Origin of the sequence: Pseudomonas sp. S09G 359 (assembly GCF_002843605.1) — a bacterium.
Classification (GTDB): Bacteria; Pseudomonadota; Gammaproteobacteria; order Pseudomonadales; family Pseudomonadaceae; genus Aquipseudomonas.
Window position 1 is genome coordinate 742,105 of sequence record NZ_CP025263.1, and the last position, 18,581, is coordinate 760,685.

The window sequence follows — 18,581 nt, forward strand, 5'->3', positions numbered from 1 at the left end:
TCCGCGGTTCAAACGATGGTGAACAGCGGCTGGTCGTACTCAACCGGCTGACCGTTTTCTACCAGGATGGATTCGATGACACCGGCTTTTTCGGCCGTGATGTGGTTCATCATCTTCATCGCTTCAACGATGCAGATGGTGTCGCCCACTTTCACGGTCTTGCCGACTTCAACGAAGGCTGGCGAGGTCGGTGCCGGGGTGCGGTAGAAAGTACCGACCATTGGCGACTTGACCACGAAACCGTTCAGCGCTGGCGCGGCCGGTGCTGCAGGAGCAGCGGCAGCAGCAGGGGCGGCGGCAGGTGCAGCAGCCGGAGCCGGTGCTTGCATCTGTGGCGCGTAGAACTGTTGGGCCGGGGTCTTGCTGTGGCGGCTGATCCGTACGGATTCTTCGCCTTCCTTGATTTCCAGCTCGTCGATACCGGATTCTTCCAGCAGTTCGATCAGTTTCTTAACTTTACGGATATCCATGAATCATCAACTCCCAAGGGTCGGTCAGGGGCGCTTGGCCGGTTGTTCAAGTTGTTCCAGGGCGGCCTCCAGGGCCAGTCGGTAACCGCTGGCGCCAAGGCCGCAGATCACACCTACCGCAACGTCGGAGAAGTAGGAGTGATGGCGGAAAGCTTCGCGTTTGTGCACGTTGGACAAATGCACTTCGATGAATGGGATGCTCACCGCCAGCAACGCGTCACGTAATGCAACGCTTGTATGCGTAAAAGCGGCGGGATTGATCAGGATAAAGTCCACACCTTCGCCACGCGCGGCATGGATGCGATCAATCAATTCGTACTCGGCATTGCTTTGCAGGTACAGCAGATGGTGGCCGGCTTCACGGGCCCGGCGTTCCAGATCGAGGTTGATCTGATCCAGGGTCACTGCCCCGTAGACGCCCGGTTCACGGGTGCCGAGCAGGTTCAGGTTGGGTCCGTGAAGAACCAGTAAGGTCGCCATCGGCTGTTCCTTGTTATTGATGTGGGTACGGCAGAACCCGGCGACTATGCCGCAAAGCCTTTGTGACTGTCCAGTTCTATGCAGTAGCCAGCACGATTAGCGAGGATAGCGCAAAGTATGTGACCAAGTTGTCCGGTCTGGTCATTGGCAACACATTTCTGAAAACACCGGAGGGCAAATGTGGGAGGGGGCTTGCCCCCGATAGCAGTGTGTCAGTCTCAGTATCTGTAACCGGTCCACCGCTATCGGGGGCAAGCCCCCTCCCACATTTTGCTCTCCACATGGCAGGAGATGGGCTCAAACCCGGAAGGCCTGCACCGCGGTATTGAGCTGCCCACCCAGCACCAGCAGGTGCTCGCCCTGGCTGCGCCCCTGGCCAATACGCAGCAGATTATCCTCACCCAGCCGATGAATCCGCTCGCTGTTGTCGCGAATCTCACTCACGGCGCCACTTTGCTGCGCCGTCACATCGGCAATCCGCACGGCGGTGTCGGAAATGGTCTGGATTGCGCCGACGATTTCATCCAGCGCGCCGTCGGCCGCCTGGGCCTGTTGGGCAGTGGCTTCGGCGTGTTCGACCTGCGCGCGCATGCCTTGCACCGACTGGTGCGCGGCGCTTTGCAGGCCGGCGATCAGGGTCTGGATTTCGGCGGTGGCGCCGGCTGTGCGTTGCGCCAGCGAGCGCACTTCGTCGGCGACCACGGCAAAGCCACGCCCGGCCTCGCCAGCGCGGGCGGCTTCAATCGCCGCGTTGAGTGCCAGCAGGTTGGTCTGGTCGGCAATCGAACGAATCACCGTGAGCACGCCGCCGATGGTGGCGGATTCCTCGGCGAGTTTTTCGATCATCTGCGCATTTTGCTGCACTTCACCTACCAGGGCGTGCAGGCCGGTCAGGCTCAAGCCGATCACGCGCTGGCCTTGCTCCACCGCCTGGCCCGCGCTGCGGCTGGCACCGGCAGCCTGGCTGGCGTCGCCGGCCACTTGCTGGATGGTCGCTTCCAGTTCGCCGAGGGAGTCGCGGATCTGCGCGGTGTCCCCGGCCTGGCGTTCGGCGCCATCGTGCAGGCCGCTGCTCAATTCGGCGAGGGCGCGGCTGCTGCCGGCAACCTCTTCGGCATTCCCGCGAATGGTGCCCACCAGGTCCACCAGATAGGCGCGCAGGCGGTTCAGCGAGGCTTCGATGTCGTGCAGTTCGCGGTTGGTCTTGCCCAGGGCGATGGGCTGGCTGAAGTCACCTTCGGCCCAGGTCGACAGGGCCGGTGCCAGGTTGGTCAGCACCCGCGCCAGTTTGCGCTGCAGGGTGTCGATCAGCAGGGCGATCAGCAGGATCAGGCCAATCATCACGCCTTGCATCAGGCGCACTTCGCCCTGGATCTTGCCGTGTTGCGCGCGCACCACGGGCTCAAGGCCGGCGATGGCCTGCTGCACGGCGTTGATTTTCAGGCGGGTGGCGTTGCCCAGGTCGGCACGTTGCTGGATCTGCTCGCGGGTGCGCTTGAGTTCGGCGGGGTAGCGGGTGAGCAGGCTGTTGAGTTCGCGCTTGAGGTCGACGCCGGTGTCCTGGGCTTCGGTTTTTTCGGTGTTTTCCAGGCCCATCAGCGCGGAAAAATCGTCGGTATTCGATTCGGCGCTGGCTTTGACGCCGAGCAACGGCAGCGCCTCCAGCACATCCGCCTGCGTGCGGATATTGGCGACTTCACGCTCCACATCAGCGGCCAGCTCGGCGCGGCCGCTGCTCACCAGCTTGTCACGGGCCAGCGACAACTTGCCCAGGTGCTGCGCAGCGGCCAGCAGCGGCGGCAGGTAGCGCGCGGCGTCCGGCGAGCTGACGCCGAGGGCGTACTGGCTCAATTGCTCCAGGTTAGCGCCCAGTTCGCGCTCGGCTTGCAGCAGCAAGGCTTGGGGGTCGCCAGCCAGTTTGCCGGCAGCAAGCAGGTCGGTCTTGCTGAAGGTGTCCAGGTCCGCCAGGCTGGGGCGCAGGCTTTGCGCGAGGTCGGCGGGCAATTCGTCGAGGTGCTGCAGCAGGCTTTCGAGGCTCTGGCTGGCGCTGCTCAAGCGCAGCGCATCGCCGGTGGCCAGGTAGTCGTCGATATTGCGCGCAGCCTGGTTCTGGAAGGTTTGCGACAGACCCAGGTAGCGCTCCATCAGCAAATACGGCCGCTCCAGCGCGCGTTGCGACCACCAGAGCGTCGCCCCCAGCGCCAGGCACACGGCCACCAGAAGAAGGGTGTTGAGATTGGTCAGCAGCTTCAGGCGCATGCGTGGTTTCAACCGACGGCAAAAGATAAGTGCCTGAAGTTATTGCGTTTTCGTTACAAGGTTATGACGGAATCAGTGGATTCCGGTGAAAAGGTGGCACTTTGCTTTGAGGTGCGCGCAGCTTGCACCCGGTTGCGTCCGGCGTTCTTGGCGCGGTACAGCGCCTCGTCGGCCTGGGCGGCCATCATCAGGCTGTCGGAGCCGTCGCACAGCTCCACCAGCCCGGCACTGAAGGTGCACCACAAATCCTGCGGCTGGGCCGGGTAGTGGATTTCGGCGAAGCGCCCGCGAATTTCATCCAGCACCTTGCACGCCGACTCCAGGTCGGTATCGGGCATCACGATGGCGAATTCTTCGCCGCCGTAGCGCCCGATATAGTCGGTCTTGCGCAGGCGCTGCTTGAGAAACAGCGCGAGGCTCTTGATCACGCGGTCGCCCATAGGGTGGCCGTGGCTGTCGTTGACCCGCTTGAAGTGGTCGATATCCAGCATGGCAAAACTCAGCGGCTTGTTTTCGCGACGCGCGCGGAAGCTGCAGTCTTCGAGCAATTGCAGAATGTGGGTGTGGTTGTACAGGCCGGTCAGGCTGTCGCGCACCATCCGCGCCTTGAGGTTGCGCGCCCGCGCCGCGCGGTTGCGCACGGTTGTGATCAGGTGGCGGGGCTTGATCGGTTTGGTCAGGAAGTCGTCGCCGCCTTCGCTCATGGCGTCCAGTTGCTTGTCCAGGTCGTCTTCGGCCGACAGGTAGATGATCGGCACGCTGACGTAGCGGTCATTGTGGCGAATGACCTTGGCCAGTTCGGTACCGGTACAGGCTGGCATATACATGTCGAGGATGATCAGGTCGGGCTGGAAGTCCGCCAGCTCGGCCATGGCCTGGATCGGTTCGATCAAGGTGCGCGTGACGATGCCGGCGCTGTTGAGCAGGCGTTCGGTGTGCAGCGCCTGGGCCCGCGAGTCGTCGATGATCAGTACTTTGTACGGTTCGTACTGGGCGACGCAGGTCAACACTTCGATCTTTTCCAGCAGGCTGGAGGCTTCCAAAGTACCGGTGAGGAACTCCTGGCCACCAGCGCGCACGGCGGCCAGGCGGGTTGGGGTGTCGGTTTCCAGCAGGCTGAAAAACAGCAGCGGCAGCTTTTGTTCCAGGCCTTCCTGGGCTTGCGCGGCGAGCTTGAGGCCGAGGCCGGCACCGCAGAAATCCACGTCCATCACAATTGCCGAAGGCAGGCGCTCGGCCATCGATGCATGGAAAGCCGCCACGCTGTCCAGGGACTGGGCGCTCATGCCAAAGAACTCCAGCTGCTTGGCCAGGCGCTCGGCCCGCTCGTGGTCGGCCAGCATTACGTAGATCGGCTTGCGCATCGGCGGCAGGAAGGTTTGTTCCAGCTGGTCGCCCTGGCGCAGGCCGGTGCGGGACAGGCGCTGCATCAGGCGGTTGAGTTCGGTGATCAGCTGGCTGCTCAGGCGGCCGCGGTTTTCGTCCACCGCCTTGAGGGATTCGCGGATGTGCTGGGCCAGTTGGCCGTGCTCCGGCTGTTCGAAACGCTCGGCGAAACGCAGCAGGCGCAAGTTGGCTTCGCTGAGTTCGGAGAGGTCGGCGCCGGACCATTCGGTACGTTGCAGGCGCTGCCAGATCTCAAGAATTTGACGTGCCTGATGAATTACCCGCTGGGCAAAATGTTGCTTGAGACGCTCACGGCTGGGGTCTTCTGGCTCGGTCATATCCTGACTACTAGTTAGGGTGCATGCTGAGGTCGAACTGATGGCTCTATGCTAGCACCTCTTTGGAAGTGGATGAGTGTCATACATCAATAAACTGCGTGCCCCTGATATTCAGTTACTGACTCGATGGTCGCGCAGCGTAAAAAACGTGCATCCTTTATAGTCGAAAGCCTCACGTGCGCCAGTTTGGTGAAAAGCCCCGCATGGGCGGGCACGATGGGGTAGGGTTGTGGTCGGAGTGTTTGAACGCACGCCATCAATTCAAGTGCATGAACTCAAGTGATTGAAAGGATATCGCCATGCTGGACTGGAAAAACCGTGCAGGCAGTGCCAAAGGCCCCGCGCCTGAGCCGAAGTCGGCCAACCGCAGCTATTTGCGTACTCTGCTGATGAGCCGGGCCTTGCTCAGTGTGCTCGGCCTGTACCTGTTGGTCACCGGCGCCCTGGGCTGGTACTGGAGCGAAGAGCCGGCGCTGTTCCCGGTCCAGCAAAATGCGCAGATCGCCGCCGAAAAAGAAGGCAAGCAGATGGTGGTGGGCTTCACCACCGTCGAAACCCTCAAGACCGTGGTCGGCACCTTGCTCAACAAGCCTGGTGGCTACATTTCCAACGACCGCTTCCCGCCAGGCCTGTGGATGGACAACATGCCGAGCTGGGAATACGGCGTGCTGGTGCAGGTGCGCGACCTGACCCGTGCCCTGCGTAAAGACTTCGCCCGCTCCCAGTCGCAGTCGGCCGAAGATGCGGATTTGGCCAAGGCCGAGCCGCGCTTCAACTTCGACAACAAGAGCTGGGTGCTGCCGTCCAGTGAGTCGGAGTACCAGGAGGGCATCAACTCCCTGAGCCGCTACGAAGCGCGTCTGTCCGACCCGAACCAGCGCGGTGCGCTGTTTTATGCGCGTGCCGACAACCTCAACAACTGGCTGGGCGATGTCGCCACTCGCCTGGGCTCGCTGTCGCAACGCCTGTCGGCCAGCGTCGGCCGGGTGAAACTGAACACCGCATTGAAAACCGAAGCCCTGGCGCCGGGCGAAGTGCCGCAGGTCGATGAAGAAGTGGTGGAAACCCCATGGATGCAGATCGACAACGTGTTCTACGAAGCCCGTGGCCAGGCGTGGGCCTTGTCGCACTTGCTGCGCGCCATCGAGGTCGACTTTGCCGATGTGCTGGCGAAAAAGAACGCCACCGTCAGCGTGCGCCAGATCATTCGTGAGCTGGAGGCTTCGCAGGAGCCCGTCTGGAGCCCAATGATCCTGAATGGCAGTGGCTTCGGCGTGCTGGCGAACCACTCGCTGGTGATGGCCAACTACATTTCCCGGGCCAACGCTGCAGTGATCGACTTGCGTCAGCTCCTCAACCAGGGTTGATGATGGACGCGACTCAAAAGGAGGCCGCGCACCGTGCGGCCTCTGATGCCGAACTGATCTGCTGGGTCGACGAGCAGGACAACCTGCTCGGCCACCTGGTCAGGTCCGACCTGCGCCAGCGCGGCCTGATCGGCCGCTGCACCTTTATCTTCCTGTTCAACTCCAGCGGCGAGCTGTGTGTGCATCGGCGCACCCTGAGCAAAGCCATGTATCCCGGGTTCTGGGATACGGCGGCGGGTGGGATGGTCGCGGCGGGGGAGTCGTATGCCGTGTCGGCAGCCCGTGAGCTGGAAGAAGAACTGGGTGTCGGCGGGGTGGAATTGATCGAGCACGACCATTTCTACTTCGAAGATGGCGACAGCCGGCTCTGGTGCCGGTCCTACTCCGCGACTTGGGACGGGCCCCTGCGCCTGCAGCCCGAAGAGGTCATGGAGGCGCGCTTTTTACCGATTGAAAGTGTGCTGCAGGAGGCGCAACAAAAGCCTTACTGCCCGGACGCCCAAGAGGGCTTGCGGCGCTATCTGGCCCTGCGTCGCTAAAGTTGCATAAATTGGCGCGATTTGACTCTTAGCAAGTCGGCTTTTTGCCGTTACACTGCGCGACTTTTCACCCGGAACGCCTTGGCGGCCCGGTAGCGCTGCCCCTGCCTGAGTGGGGCTTCGCGGTCGGTTAAACGCCTTGGCGCAGACCGATCAGTCTTTGTCCTCCCAAGAGGATTGCCGGTGGCCAAAAAAGCCGCATCCTTCGCCGCCCTTGGTGGCCTGGTATTCTCCACCGATGCAGGTCGACACTGCCCGGACTGTCGTCAGCCCGTGGGTTCGTGTACCTGCAAACACACCCTGATCCCTGAAGGCGACGGTATTGCCCGCGTGCGACGCGAGAGCAAAGGCCGTGGCGGCAAGACGGTGACCACCATCACCGGCGTGCCGTTGGCCGAAGATGCCCTGAAGGAACTGGCCACCACGCTGAAAAAACGCTGTGGCACCGGTGGCGCGTTGAAAGACGGGGTCATCGAAATCCAGGGCGAGCACGTCGAGTTGCTCTTGGCCGAGCTGATCAAGCTCGGGTACAAGGCCAAGAAGTCCGGCGGCTGAAAGCCTCTTCCCAACCTGTGGCTAAACTCTGTCCTGCGAGTGGGGTCTACCTCCTTTACAGGCAAATCGTCATTTTCATTCTTTAGACTGCGCCAGCCTCCGCTTGAGGTGGCGCCTTCGCCTTCATTTATAGGGGACTTCGATGTCCGTACGACGCACACGCAAAGATGATGGCAGCCAATGGACAGTTGCGGACAGCCGCAGTGTTTACGGGATTCGCCATTGGGGGGCCGGGTATTTCGCGATCAATGAAGCCGGTCGCGTAGAAGTCCGTCCGAACGGCCCGAACAGCACGCCGGTCGACCTCTACGAGCAAGTCGACGAGTTGCGCAAAAGCGGCCTGTCGCTGCCATTGCTGGTGCGCTTCCCCGACATCCTGCAAGACCGCGTGCGCCAGCTGACCGGTGCCTTCGATTCGAACATCGAACGCCTGGAATACCAGAGCAAGTACACCGCGCTGTACCCGATCAAGGTGAACCAGCAGGAAGCGGTGATCGAAAACATCATTGCCACCCAGAACGTGTCCATTGGCCTGGAAGCCGGCTCCAAGCCGGAGCTGTTGGCCGTGCTGGCCCTGGCGCCGAAGGGCGGCACCATCGTTTGCAACGGTTACAAGGACCGTGAGTTCATCCGCCTCGCGCTGATGGGCCAGAAGCTCGGCCACAATGTGTTCATCGTGATCGAGAAAGAATCCGAGGTTGAGCTGGTGATCGAAGAGGCGGCGAGCCTCAAGGTCAAGCCGCAGGTTGGCCTGCGCGTGCGCCTGTCGTCCCTGGCTTCGTCGAAATGGGCGGACACCGGCGGCGAGAAGTCCAAGTTCGGTTTGTCGGCGGCGCAGTTGCTGTCGGTGGTCGAGCGCTTCCGCGCGGCGGGCCTGGACCAGGGCATCCGCCTGCTGCACTTCCACATGGGCTCGCAGATCGCCAACCTGGCCGACTACCAGCACGGGTTCAAGGAAGCCATTCGTTACTACGGCGAACTGCGCAACCTCGGCCTGCCGGTGGACCACATCGACGTCGGCGGCGGCCTGGGCGTGGACTACGACGGTACCCACTCGCGCAACGCCAGCTCGATCAACTACGACATGGACGACTACGCCGGCGTGGTCGTGGGCATGCTCAAGGAATTCTGCGACGCGCAGAGCCTGCCGCACCCGAACATCTTCTCTGAGAGCGGCCGTTCCCTGACCGCCCACCACGCCATGCTGGTGGTGCAGGTCACCGACGTCGAGAAACACAACGACGAAATCCCGCTGATCGAAAACAAGGAAAGCCTGCCGGAAACCGTGCAATGGCTGGTGGACCTGCTTGGCCCGACCGACATCGAGATGGTCACCGAAACTTACTGGCGCGCCACCCACTACATGAGCGACGTGGCCACCCAGTACGCCGATGGCAAGCTGACCCTGGCCGAAAAAGCCCTGGCCGAACAGTGCTACTTCGCCGTGTGCCGCCGCCTGCACAACTCGTTGAAGGCCCGCCAGCGTTCGCACCGCCAAGTGCTGGACGAGCTCAACGACAAGCTGGCCGACAAGTACATCTGCAACTTCTCGGTATTCCAGAGCCTGCCGGACACCTGGGCCATCGGCCAGGTACTGCCGATCCTGCCGCTGCACCGCCTCGACGAAGAGCCGCTGCGCCGCGCGGTATTGCAGGATCTGACCTGCGACTCCGATGGCAAGATCAAGCAGTACGTCGACGAGCAGAGCATCGAGACCAGCCTGCCGGTGCATGCCCTGAACGAAGGGGAAGACTACCTGCTGGGGATCTTCCTGGTCGGCGCGTATCAAGAGATCCTGGGCGATATGCACAACCTGTTCGGTGACACCGACTCGGTGAACATCTACCAGCGCGAAGACGGTTCGGTGTACAGCGCCGGTATCGAGACCCACGACACCATCGAAGACATGCTGCGCTATGTGCACTTGTCGCCCGAGGAGTTGATGACGCACTACCGTGACAAGTGTGCGAGCGCGAAGATCTCTGCGTCGGAGCGTACGCAGTTCCTGGATGCGTTGCGTTTGGGTCTGACGCGTTCGTCCTACCTGTCCTCGTAATACCGGCTGACAGAGATCTAAAATGTGGGAGCGGGCTTGCTCGCGAAAGCGGTACATCAGTGACACCGGTGTTAACTGACGCACTGCTTTCGCGAGCAAGCCCGCTCCCACATTTGGATTTGTGTTTGGTAATACCTTCTTTATGGGGGACGGAAAATGTCGAGCAAATACCTGCAAGCGATCACCCTGGCATTGGCTGCATTGCTTGCAGCCTGCTCCCCAATCAAAGTCCTCAACGCCCTCACCCCTTCAAACACCTTCACCAAAACCGCCGCCATCGCCTACGGCGACGACCCTCGCCAGAAACTCGATATCTACCGCCCCGTCAGCGCCTCGCAAAACGCGCCTGTGGTGGTGTTTTTCTACGGCGGCAGTTGGAACAGCGGTTCCAAGGATGACTACGGTTTTGTCGGCGAAGCCCTGGCCTCACGTGGCATCGTGGTGGTGATCGCCGACTACCGGCTTTACCCGCAGGTGCGTTACCCCGCGTTTCTCCAGGATGGCGCCCACGCGGTAGCCTGGACCTATCAGCACATCGCCGACTACGGCGCCGACCCCAAGCAGCTCTATGTGATGGGCCACAGCTCCGGCGCGTACAACGCCTCGATGCTGGCGCTGGATGCGCGTTGGCTGAACGCTGTGGGCCAGGCGCCGTCGATGCTCAAGGGCTGGATCGGCCTGGCCGGGCCGTACGACTTCCTGCCGATTGAAAACCCGGACGTGAAACCGGTGTTTTTCTTCCCCGACTCACCGCCGGAGTCGCAGCCGATCAACCACGTCAGCCACGACGCGCCGCCCAGCCTGCTGATCGCCTCGACCGATGACAACTTGGTCAACCCCACGCGCAATACCGGTGGGCTGGCCAACAAGCTGCGAGAAGCCGGCGTGCCGGTAGAAACGTTTTACTTCACCAAGACCAACCACCAGACCCTGGTGGCGGCCATGTCCAAGCCACTACGCTGGCTGGCGCCGGTGCTGGAGCGGGTCACGGCCTTTATCAACTCCACCCCGGACGCTTAAACGAGGCGTGAGGGTTCGTCCAGGTGATAACGGTCACGCAGTGGCACGCCCATCTCTTTACGCAAGGCATTTTCGTTGAAGGGGGAGGGGTTGGTGTCTGTCGGCGGCGTCAGTGGGTCGTTATCGAAGTCGAAGGGCTGCCCCCCGGTGGTAAGCCCTACCGCCTGATATTCGTTGTTTTCAACGGTCGTTGGGCCTTCTGCCGTACTGAAAACGGGGCCTTCCCCCGGAATATTTGTACCGGTGGCGCCGTTATAGGCATGGCTCATCTCATGGTAGAGGGCAAGTAGCGGAGAGATTGAAAAGAGTTTCTCAAAATAATCGGGGTGAAATTCTATTTCCGCGTGGGTCGCTACAGAGCCGGGTGCGCCGTCTTTTATGTAACCAAGCTCAGGCCGGTCTTTGTACTGATCATAGTCGTCGTCGCTGATGTTATTTCTAAACTCGTTTCCAAAACGATAGGAGTTTCTCCCGATGAAGGCAGCGGGGATTATGGTGACGGAGTTTCGATTTTTTTCGGCCAAACGGTCCATTTCCTGAAGCATTCGCTGGCCGGCCGGCGACCCCCTGAGATGTTCAAGGTAGTTCTCTACCTGTTCAACGAATGGTTCAGGCCCCTTTATCGTGAAGCCTGTTTTGCCTGCGTCGGTGTATTCGACGTGTTTCGGTTTTACCTGTGCCAGGCTGTGAACCGAATCGGTTTTCTTGGCGTAGATCTGATCCTTAGTGTCGTAGGAATAGACCGTGTCTGCGCCCGCACCGGTATAGATAGTGGTCTGGCGATATCCCACGAGCTTATCGTTGCCGAGCCCGCCACTCAGAACCGTTTTACCAGACCCGCCGTAGAGTTCGTCATTACCTTGGTCGCCATTGAGGTAAACCTGACGCAGATTGGTTTTCTGGGAGAAGTAGTCGGCATATAACTTGTCGTTGCCTTTGCCGCCCGACAGTACGGCGTTGCCGCTGCCTGCGATCATTACGTCGTCGCCATCACCGCCAAAGGCGACCATATGGCCGGTGCCCAGGCGAAGGTAATCGTTACCCTTGCCTGCGTTCACGCTACCGGAGCGCCCATTTGCAGCGATATAGTCATCACCGTCGCCACTGTGTATGTGTGTCTCAATGTTGACGTGCTTGTCGACGCTGATGCGGTCATTGCCTCCCTCGGTTTTTATTGTCAGCGCGTGCGAGTCATTGTTGGCAGTCAGTGGGAGTTTGTAGTCTTTGCCGTTGATACGCGCGTTGAGCTGGTGGTTTGCGCCTACGCTGATCTTTACGTTGTCAGCCTTGTCGGTTGTAGTGATCAGGACTCGGCTGACATCAAGGGAGCGCTTGCCTTGCTGATCGGTTACATAGGTTGAAAGATGTTGAATCTTGGTAGTTCCATCATCAACTAACGTTGATCGATGTTGCGCGCCATCCGGTACGTCGGCAGCGCTGGGGGGAGTAAAGACGGGATAGATTGATGGCATCGCAAGAATGTTCATTGATACGTCACTTTATGAGGATTGAGTTAAACCACAGAGGCACAGGCGCTGTGTGGTTCCGGTTTCTCCATAAAGCCCAATAACTTTGTAACCTGATGCCCGGCAAGTGCTATCAGGGGGCGCTGAGCCAAGCGTCCTGTTTAGCGAGGCGCCAAGAAATGGCCCACAGGGTCACACTGCGTAACGCCATAAACAGCAGGAACGTCAGCCACAGCCCATGGTTGCCCAGCCCCTGCAAGGCCCAGGCGAACGGCAGCGTGAGCAGCACGGTCAGCAACATCCCGTTGCGCATCTCCCGCGCGCGGGTGGCGCCGATAAACAGGCCGTCCAGCAAGTAACTCCACACCGCAATCAACGGCAACAGCGCCAGGTACGGCAGGTACAGGTCGGCGGTTTCGCGCACGCTGGGGATATCGGTTTGCATGGCAATGAACAGATGGCCGGCGACGCTGAACAGCAGGGCAAACCCGACGCTGGCGATCAGCGACCAACCGCCGGCCACCACCAGCGAGCGGCGCAAGGCGGGGCGGTCGTGGGCTCCGATGGCGTGGCCGCACAGGGCTTCGACCGCATGGGCCAGGCCGTCCAACGCGTGGGCGGTCAGCAGCAGGCCGTTGAGCAGCAGCGCGTTGGCCGCGACGGTGGCATCGCCGAGGCGCGCGCCTTGCACCGTGATCATGAAAAACACCGATTGCAACGCGAGGCTGCGGATGAAGATGTCGCGATTGACCGCCAGCAGCGGGCGCCAGCTTTGCCATAATTTCAACGCGCCCCAGGCGATATGCCCGGGGTAGGCGCGCAGGGCTTTTTGCGTCATGGCCAGGCCAAGCAAGGCGCCGGTCCATTCGGCGATCACCGAGGCGCGGGCGGAGCCGACCACGCCCCAGTCCAGGCCGAGGACGAACCACAGGTTCAACGCGATGTTGACCAGGTTGGTGGTGAGCAAAATCGCCAGCGGCGCCCGAGCGTTTTGGGTTCCCAGGAACCAGCCGACCAATGCATAACTGGCCAGCGCGGCGGGCAGGCCAAACAGGCGGGTGTGGAAGAAATCCTGGGTCAGTTGGTTCAGCTCGGGCGAGGGCTGCATCCATTCCAGCGCCAGATGGCTGAAGGGAATGCCGACAGTGCCCAGCACCATCGCCAGGCCGAGTGCCAGCAGCAAACCTTGCAGCAGTATCTGCCTCAGCGCCGCGCCATCCCCACGCCCGGCGGCCTGGGCGGCGAACCCGGTGGAGCCCATGCGCAGAAAGCCCATGGCCCAGGCGAGGAAGGTGTAGAGGCTCGCGCCAACGGCCACGGCCCCGAGTTGATGGGCATGGGGCAGGTGGCCGATGACCATGCTGTCGACCAACGCCACCAGCGGCACCGAGATATTCGACAGGATCATCGGCGCGGCCAGGGCCCAGACGCGGCGGTGGGTCGGGCGGTGGCGCCAGTCGGTGAGCAGGGTAGGCATGCGGGCTCCTTGGGGGAGCGGCATTGTAACTGGGCCTCCAGGAGGATGCAGGACCAATGTGGAGGGGCTGTGCGACGATTCGACTTGTCCCTCCGACATTTTGATCTTCATTGTTTGTGGGATTTGTCTTGGGCCTGAGAGTGCCTCAGAACCAACCCACCCTCCGTCGGTCAATGTGACCAGCGCCACATCGGCTTGTGCGGCGCTGATATATAGTTCACCCCTCGGACCCCTCTCACTACGAGTGCCCCATGCTGAACAAAGGACTGATCCTGGCTTGCGCGCTGGCCCTGCTGAGCGCCTGCGATTCCTCCGACAAACCGGCAGCACCGCCTGCGCCAACGGTAGCGGTGGCCCCCAAACCGGCCAAGGCGGCAGTGGATGTGGCGGCGCTCAAGCAGCGTTATGCCGGGCGTGAGTTGAGTGTGGTGGACGTGTCCGAGGTGCAACTGGACGGCGCCAGTACCTTGTCGGTGAGCTTTTCCATCCCGCTGGACCCGGAGCAGAAGTTCGCCGACAAGCTGCGCCTGGTGGACAGCAAGTCGGGCAAGGTCGATGGCGCGTGGGAGCTGTCCGATAACCTGATGGAATTGCGCCTGCGCCACCTGGAGCCGCAGCGCAAGCTGGTGCTGACGGTGGATGCCGGGGTCAAGGCGGTCAACGCCAACACACTCGCCGCCGAGTACAGCGCCCGCCTGGAAACCCGTGACCTGCAAGCCACCGTCGGCTTCGCTAGCCGCGGCACCTTGCTGCCGACGCGCCTGGCCGAGGGCCTGCCGGTGATCGCGCTGAACGTCGACAAGATCGACGTCGAATTCTTCCGCATCAAGCCCGAATCCCTGCCGTCGTTCCTCGCGCAATGGGGCCGCAACACCAGCCTGCAAAGTTATGAATCCCGCGAGCTGCTGCCGTTGGCCGACCTGGTCTACGGTGGCCGCTTCGACCTCAACCCGGCGCGCAATACCCGCGAAACCCTGTTGCTGCCGATCGCTGGCCTCAAGCAATTGCAGCAACCGGGCGTCTACCTGGCGGTGATGCGCGCCTCGGGCACTTACAATTATTCGCAACCGGCCACGCTGTTCACCTTGAGTGATATAGGCCTGTCGGTGCACCGCTACGCCAATCGCCTGGACGTGTTTACCCAGGCCCTCGAAGGTGGCAAGGCGCTGGACGGCGTCGACCTTGAAGTGCTGGATGCCGATGGCCGCGTGCTGGGCCAGGGCAAGACTGAGAAGGGTGGGCATGCCGAGCTGCCACTGCCGAAAAAGGCCCAGGTGCTGCTGGCCAAGACAGGCGAGCAGACCAGCCTGCTGCGCCTGGACAGCGCCGCGCTGGACCTGGCCGAGTTCGATATCGGCGGTCAGCCTTCGCACCCGTTGCAGTTCTTTGTGTTCGGCCCACGCGACCTGTATCGCCCCGGCGAAACCGTGCTGCTCAATGCGCTGCTGCGCGACAAGGATGGCAATGCCGTCAAGCCGCAGCCGGTCAGCGTCGAAGTGCGCCGCCCGGACGAGCAGGTGAGCCGCAAGTTTGTCTGGGATGCCGATGCGTCCGGCCTCTATCAATATCAACTGCAATTGAACAGCGAGGCGCCCACCGGGCGTTGGCAGTTGGTGTTCGACCTGGGCGATGGCAAGCCGCAGCTGTATGAATTCCTTGTCGAAGACTTCCTGCCCGAGCGCCTGGCGCTGGAGCTCAAAGGCAGCGATACGGCGTTGAGCCCGGCCGACAACCCGGTCATCCACGTTAACGGGCGTTACCTCTACGGCGCGCCGGCGTCGGGCAACCGGGTCAGCGGCCAGGTGTATGTGCGCCCCCTGCGCGAAGCGGTCAAGGCGCTGCCGGGCTATCAGTTCGGCTCCGTCACCGAAGAAGAGCTGAGCCAGGATTTCGAGCTGGACGAAAGTGTGCTCGATGCCAAGGGCCAGGAAGACCTGACCCTGGAAAGCAAATGGGCCGAGGCCAAGTCGCCGCTGCAATTGATCGTGCAAGCCAGCCTGCACGAGTCGGGCGGCCGGCCGATCACCCGGCGCCTGGTGCAGCCGATCTGGCCGGCCGAGCAACTGCCGGGCCTGCGCGGGTTGTTTGATGGCAAGGAAACCAATGGCGATGGCCCGGCGGAATTCGAAGTGCTGCTGGCCAACCAGGACGGGCACAAACTCGCCGCGCAGAACCTCAAGGTGCGCCTGGTGCGCGAGCGTCGCGACTACTACTGGAACTACTCCGACAGCGATGGCTGGAGCTACCATTTCAACGAAAAATTCCTCAACCTCGACGAACAGACCTTGAACATCAAGGCCGGTGATACCGCCAAGGTCAGCTTCCAGGTGGAGTGGGGCCCTTACCGCGTCGAGGTCGAAGACCCGCAGACCGGGCTGGTCAGCAGCCTGCGCTTCTGGGCCGGCTACCAGGCCCAGGACAACACCGAAGGCGGCGCCGTGCGCCCCGACCAGGTCAAGCTGGCGCTGGACAAACCCGCGTATGGCGACGGCGATACCGCCAACGTCACGGTCACGCCGCCGGCAGCCGGTAAAGGCTACCTGCTGGTGGAGTCGGCCGAAGGGCCGCTGTGGTGGCAGGAAATCGACGTGCCGGCCGAGGGTAAAAGCTTCGCGGTGAAGCTCGACCCGAAATGGTCGCGCCATGACCTGTACGTGAGCGCCCTGGTGATTCGCCCCGGCGAGCGCAAAGCCAATATCACCCCCAAACGTGCCGTAGGCCTGCTGCACCTGCCGCTGGACCGTACTCAGCGCAAGCTGGGCGTGACCCTCACTGCGCCGGAAAAAATGCGCCCCAAACAACCACTGACGGTGAAAATCGCCGCCAGGAATGCGGATGGCAGCGTGCCCAAGCAGGTGCATGTGCTAGTCGCGGCGGTGGACGTGGGCATTCTCAATATCACCGAATACCCGACACCCGATCCTTACTCCAGCCTGTTCGGTCGCAAGGCCTATGGCGTCGACCAGTTCGACATCTATGGCCAGTTGATCGAAGCCGGGCAGGGCCGCCTGGCCAGCCTGGCATTCGGCGGTGATGCGGCGTTGGCCAAGGGCGGCAAGCGCCCGGACACCAGCGTGACTATCGTCGCCCTGCAAAGCGCGCCGGTGACCTTGAATGAGCAGGGCGAGGGCGAAGTCAGCGTCAACATCCCGGACTTCAACGGTGAGCTGCGCCTGATGGCCCAGGCCTGGAGCGATGACCGCTACGGCATGGCCGAAGCCAAGACCGTGATCGCCGCGCCGCTGATCGCCGAGCTGTCGGCGCCGCGTTTCCTCGCGGGTGGCGACCAGACCAGCCTGGCGCTGGACCTGTCCAACCTGTCGGGCAAGGCGCAGAAGCTGGATGTGCAACTGAGTGCCGAAGGGCAGCTGGAATTGGTCAACACTGGCGCGCAAACCTTCGAATTGAAGCAGGGCCAGCGCACCACGCTGCATATCCCGGTGAAAGCCTGGGGTGGCCTGGGGCATGGTAAGGTCAAGGTCATGGTGAACGGCCTCGACCTGCCGGGTGAAAACCTGCCGCCGTTCAGTCGCGAATGGACCTTGGGTGTGCGCCCGGCGTACCCGGCATTGCTCAAGCATTACCGCGCGGTGCTCAAAAACGAATCGTGGAGCCTGCCTGCTGGCACGCTGGACCAGTTTGATGCCTCGGGGCGCGAGGCGTTGCTGAGCCTGTCGAGCCGGCCGCCGCTGAACCTCGGCGCGCAGATCAGCGCGCTGAAGGCTTACCCTTACGGTTGCCTGGAGCAGACGGCCAGCGGCTTGTATCCGTCGCTGTATGCCGACGACGCCTTGCTCAAGCGCTTGAGCATCAAGGGTGAGCCGGATGCCGAGCGCAAACGCAAGATCGAGCTGGGCATCGAACGCCTGCTGGGCATGCAGCGCTACAATGGCAGTTTCGGTTTGTGGGGCGCCGATGGCGAAGAAGAATATTGGCTGACCGCGTATGTCACCGACTTCCTGCTGCGGGCCCGTGACCAAGGGTTTGCCGTGCCGCCTGAAGCCTTGAAAAAAGCCAGCGAGCGCCTGCTGCGTTACGTGCAGGAGCGCAACCTGATCGAAGTCGACTACAGCGACAACGCCGACCACACCCGCTTTGCCGTGCAAGCCTACGCGGGCATGGTGCTGGCGCGCAGCCAGCAGGCACCGTTGGGCGCGTTGCGCAGTATTTTTGAGCGGCGCAGCGAGGCGCGCTCTGGCTTGCCATTGGTGCAGTTGGCCATCGCGCTGCAGAAGATGGGTGACCAGCCGCGCGCCGATCAGGCCTTGCTCGCCGGGTTGGCGGCGCAACGCAATGCCAATGAATGGCTGGCCGATTACGGCAGCCCATTGCGCGACCAGGCGATGATTCTGGCCCTGCTTGAAGAAAATGACCTGGCCAAGGGCAAGCGCGAGGAGCGTTTGTTCGCGCTGTCGGATCAATTGGCGGCCAGCCCGTACCTGTCGACCCAGGAGCGTAATTCGTTGTTCCTGGCCGGGCGCCTGGGGTTCGCTAAGCCCGAGGCCAACTGGCAGGTGTCGCTGACCGGCAGCGGCGGTGTGCATGAGTTGAATAACCAGCAATCGACCCTGGCACTGGAGGGTAAGCAGCTGTCCAGCGACCTGGCCTTGAGCAATCAGGGGGATACACCGGTGTACCAGCAGTTGAGCATTTCCGGTTATCCACAGGTGCCGCCGGCAGCGGGGGGCGACAACCTGAGCATCCGCCGTGAGTACCTGGGCATGAACGGCCAGCCGTTGAACCTGCGCAGCCTCAACAGTGGCGACCTGGTGTTGGTGCATCTGGCCGTGAGCGCCAAGCAGCGTGTGCCCGACGCCCTGGTGGTGGACTTGCTACCGGCGGGCCTGGAGCTGGAAAACCAGAACCTGGCGCAAAGCGCCGCCAGCCTGGAAAACGCCAGCAGCCAAGTGAAGGAGTGGCGTGAGGCGATGCAGAACTCGACCCTCAAGCATCAGGAGTTCAGGGATGACCGCTATGTCGCGGCGATGAATCTGGACGGTTCGGGGACTACGCACCTGCTGTACCTGGCGCGTGCCGTGACACCGGGGACGTATCGAGTGCCGCCGCCGCAGGTGGAGTCGATGTACCGGCCGAACTGGCAGGCGGTGGGGGAGACTCCGGCGGATCTGGTGATCAAGGGCCGCTGATAGCCTAATTTGAAATAGGGG

At 62.0% G+C, this 18,581-nt stretch carries 12 protein-coding genes; 6 read left to right on the forward strand and 6 right to left on the reverse strand.

Annotated elements, in window-relative coordinates; all coding sequences use genetic code 11:
* Nucleotides 1-8: 8 nt before the first annotated feature.
* The 4 genes from accB to CXQ82_RS03220 form a co-directional block, all read right to left on the reverse strand.
* On the reverse strand, nt 9-470 hold the full coding sequence (accB, locus tag CXQ82_RS03205; RefSeq protein ID WP_027607997.1) for an acetyl-CoA carboxylase biotin carboxyl carrier protein: 462 nt from the start codon (nt 468-470) through the stop codon (nt 9-11).
* Between the two features lie 24 nt (nt 471-494).
* Complete coding sequence (aroQ, locus tag CXQ82_RS03210; protein WP_010213488.1) at nt 495-950, reverse strand: type II 3-dehydroquinate dehydratase; 456 nt, start codon at nt 948-950, stop codon at nt 495-497.
* A 297-nt stretch (nt 951-1,247) separates the two neighbouring features.
* Entirely contained in the window at nt 1,248-3,209 is a 1,962-nt protein-coding gene (locus tag CXQ82_RS03215; protein WP_101266084.1) for a methyl-accepting chemotaxis protein, read from the reverse strand.
* A gap of 53 nt (nt 3,210-3,262) precedes the next feature.
* Nucleotides 3,263-4,933: a PleD family two-component system response regulator gene (locus tag CXQ82_RS03220; protein WP_101266086.1), complete on the reverse strand. Its 1,671-nt coding sequence runs from the start codon at nt 4,931-4,933 to the stop codon at nt 3,263-3,265.
* Between the two features lie 299 nt (nt 4,934-5,232).
* Here CXQ82_RS03220 and CXQ82_RS03225 point away from each other — a divergent pair, with 299 nt between their 5' ends.
* The 5 genes from CXQ82_RS03225 to CXQ82_RS03245 all read left to right on the forward strand — a co-directional run bounded on the left by CXQ82_RS03225 (nt 5,233) and on the right by CXQ82_RS03245 (nt 10,470).
* Entirely contained in the window at nt 5,233-6,300 is a 1,068-nt protein-coding gene (locus CXQ82_RS03225) for a DUF2333 family protein (protein WP_101266088.1), read from the forward strand.
* A gap of 2 nt (nt 6,301-6,302) precedes the next feature.
* Complete coding sequence (locus CXQ82_RS03230; protein ID WP_101266089.1) at nt 6,303-6,839, forward strand: NUDIX hydrolase; 537 nt, start codon at nt 6,303-6,305, stop codon at nt 6,837-6,839.
* 183 nt (nt 6,840-7,022) lie between these two features.
* On the forward strand, nt 7,023-7,394 hold the full coding sequence (locus CXQ82_RS03235) for a translation initiation factor Sui1 (protein ID WP_101266091.1): 372 nt from the start codon (nt 7,023-7,025) through the stop codon (nt 7,392-7,394).
* A gap of 142 nt (nt 7,395-7,536) precedes the next feature.
* The gene (gene speA / locus CXQ82_RS03240; RefSeq protein WP_101266093.1) at nt 7,537-9,450 is read left to right on the forward strand and encodes an arginine decarboxylase; all 1,914 of its coding nucleotides are present in this window, start codon (nt 7,537-7,539) and stop codon (nt 9,448-9,450) included.
* A 156-nt stretch (nt 9,451-9,606) separates the two neighbouring features.
* Nucleotides 9,607-10,470, forward strand: coding sequence for an alpha/beta hydrolase (locus tag CXQ82_RS03245; protein ID WP_101266095.1), 864 nt, complete (start codon nt 9,607-9,609; stop codon nt 10,468-10,470).
* Here CXQ82_RS03245 and CXQ82_RS03250 read toward each other — a convergent pair.
* Both CXQ82_RS03250 and CXQ82_RS03255 read right to left on the reverse strand, forming a co-directional pair.
* Nucleotides 10,467-11,957, reverse strand: coding sequence for a M91 family zinc metallopeptidase (locus tag CXQ82_RS03250; RefSeq protein ID WP_101266097.1), 1,491 nt, complete (start codon nt 11,955-11,957; stop codon nt 10,467-10,469). The genes CXQ82_RS03245 and CXQ82_RS03250 overlap by 4 nt on opposite strands.
* Before the next feature lie 112 nt (nt 11,958-12,069).
* Complete coding sequence (locus tag CXQ82_RS03255) at nt 12,070-13,413, reverse strand: MATE family efflux transporter (RefSeq protein ID WP_101266099.1); 1,344 nt, start codon at nt 13,411-13,413, stop codon at nt 12,070-12,072.
* Nucleotides 13,414-13,664: 251 nt separating this feature from the next.
* Here CXQ82_RS03255 and CXQ82_RS03260 point away from each other — a divergent pair, with 251 nt between their 5' ends.
* Nucleotides 13,665-18,560 (forward strand): alpha-2-macroglobulin, encoded by a 4,896-nt coding sequence (locus CXQ82_RS03260; RefSeq protein WP_101266101.1) that lies wholly within the window; start codon nt 13,665-13,667, stop codon nt 18,558-18,560.
* Nucleotides 18,561-18,581: the final 21 nt, after the last annotated feature.

What these genes read in the sequence shown, in the direction of transcription:
- CXQ82_RS03220 (WP_101266086.1), bottom strand. Translation starts at nt 4,933, where the DNA reads ATGACCGAGCCAGAAGACCCCAGCCGTGAGCGTCTCAAGCAACATTTT.
- aroQ (WP_010213488.1), bottom strand. Translation starts at nt 950, where the DNA reads ATGGCGACCTTACTGGTTCTTCACGGACCCAACCTGAACCTGCTCGGC.
- speA (WP_101266093.1), top strand. Translation starts at nt 7,537, where the DNA reads ATGTCCGTACGACGCACACGCAAAGATGATGGCAGCCAATGGACAGTT.
- CXQ82_RS03255 (WP_101266099.1), bottom strand. Translation starts at nt 13,413, where the DNA reads ATGCCTACCCTGCTCACCGACTGGCGCCACCGCCCGACCCACCGCCGC.
- CXQ82_RS03230 (WP_101266089.1), top strand. Translation starts at nt 6,303, where the DNA reads ATGGACGCGACTCAAAAGGAGGCCGCGCACCGTGCGGCCTCTGATGCC.
- CXQ82_RS03245 (WP_101266095.1), top strand. Translation starts at nt 9,607, where the DNA reads ATGTCGAGCAAATACCTGCAAGCGATCACCCTGGCATTGGCTGCATTG.
- CXQ82_RS03225 (WP_101266088.1), top strand. Translation starts at nt 5,233, where the DNA reads ATGCTGGACTGGAAAAACCGTGCAGGCAGTGCCAAAGGCCCCGCGCCT.
- CXQ82_RS03215 (WP_101266084.1), bottom strand. Translation starts at nt 3,209, where the DNA reads ATGCGCCTGAAGCTGCTGACCAATCTCAACACCCTTCTTCTGGTGGCC.
- CXQ82_RS03260 (WP_101266101.1), top strand. Translation starts at nt 13,665, where the DNA reads ATGCTGAACAAAGGACTGATCCTGGCTTGCGCGCTGGCCCTGCTGAGC.
- CXQ82_RS03250 (WP_101266097.1), bottom strand. Translation starts at nt 11,957, where the DNA reads ATGAACATTCTTGCGATGCCATCAATCTATCCCGTCTTTACTCCCCCC.
- accB (WP_027607997.1), bottom strand. Translation starts at nt 470, where the DNA reads ATGGATATCCGTAAAGTTAAGAAACTGATCGAACTGCTGGAAGAATCC.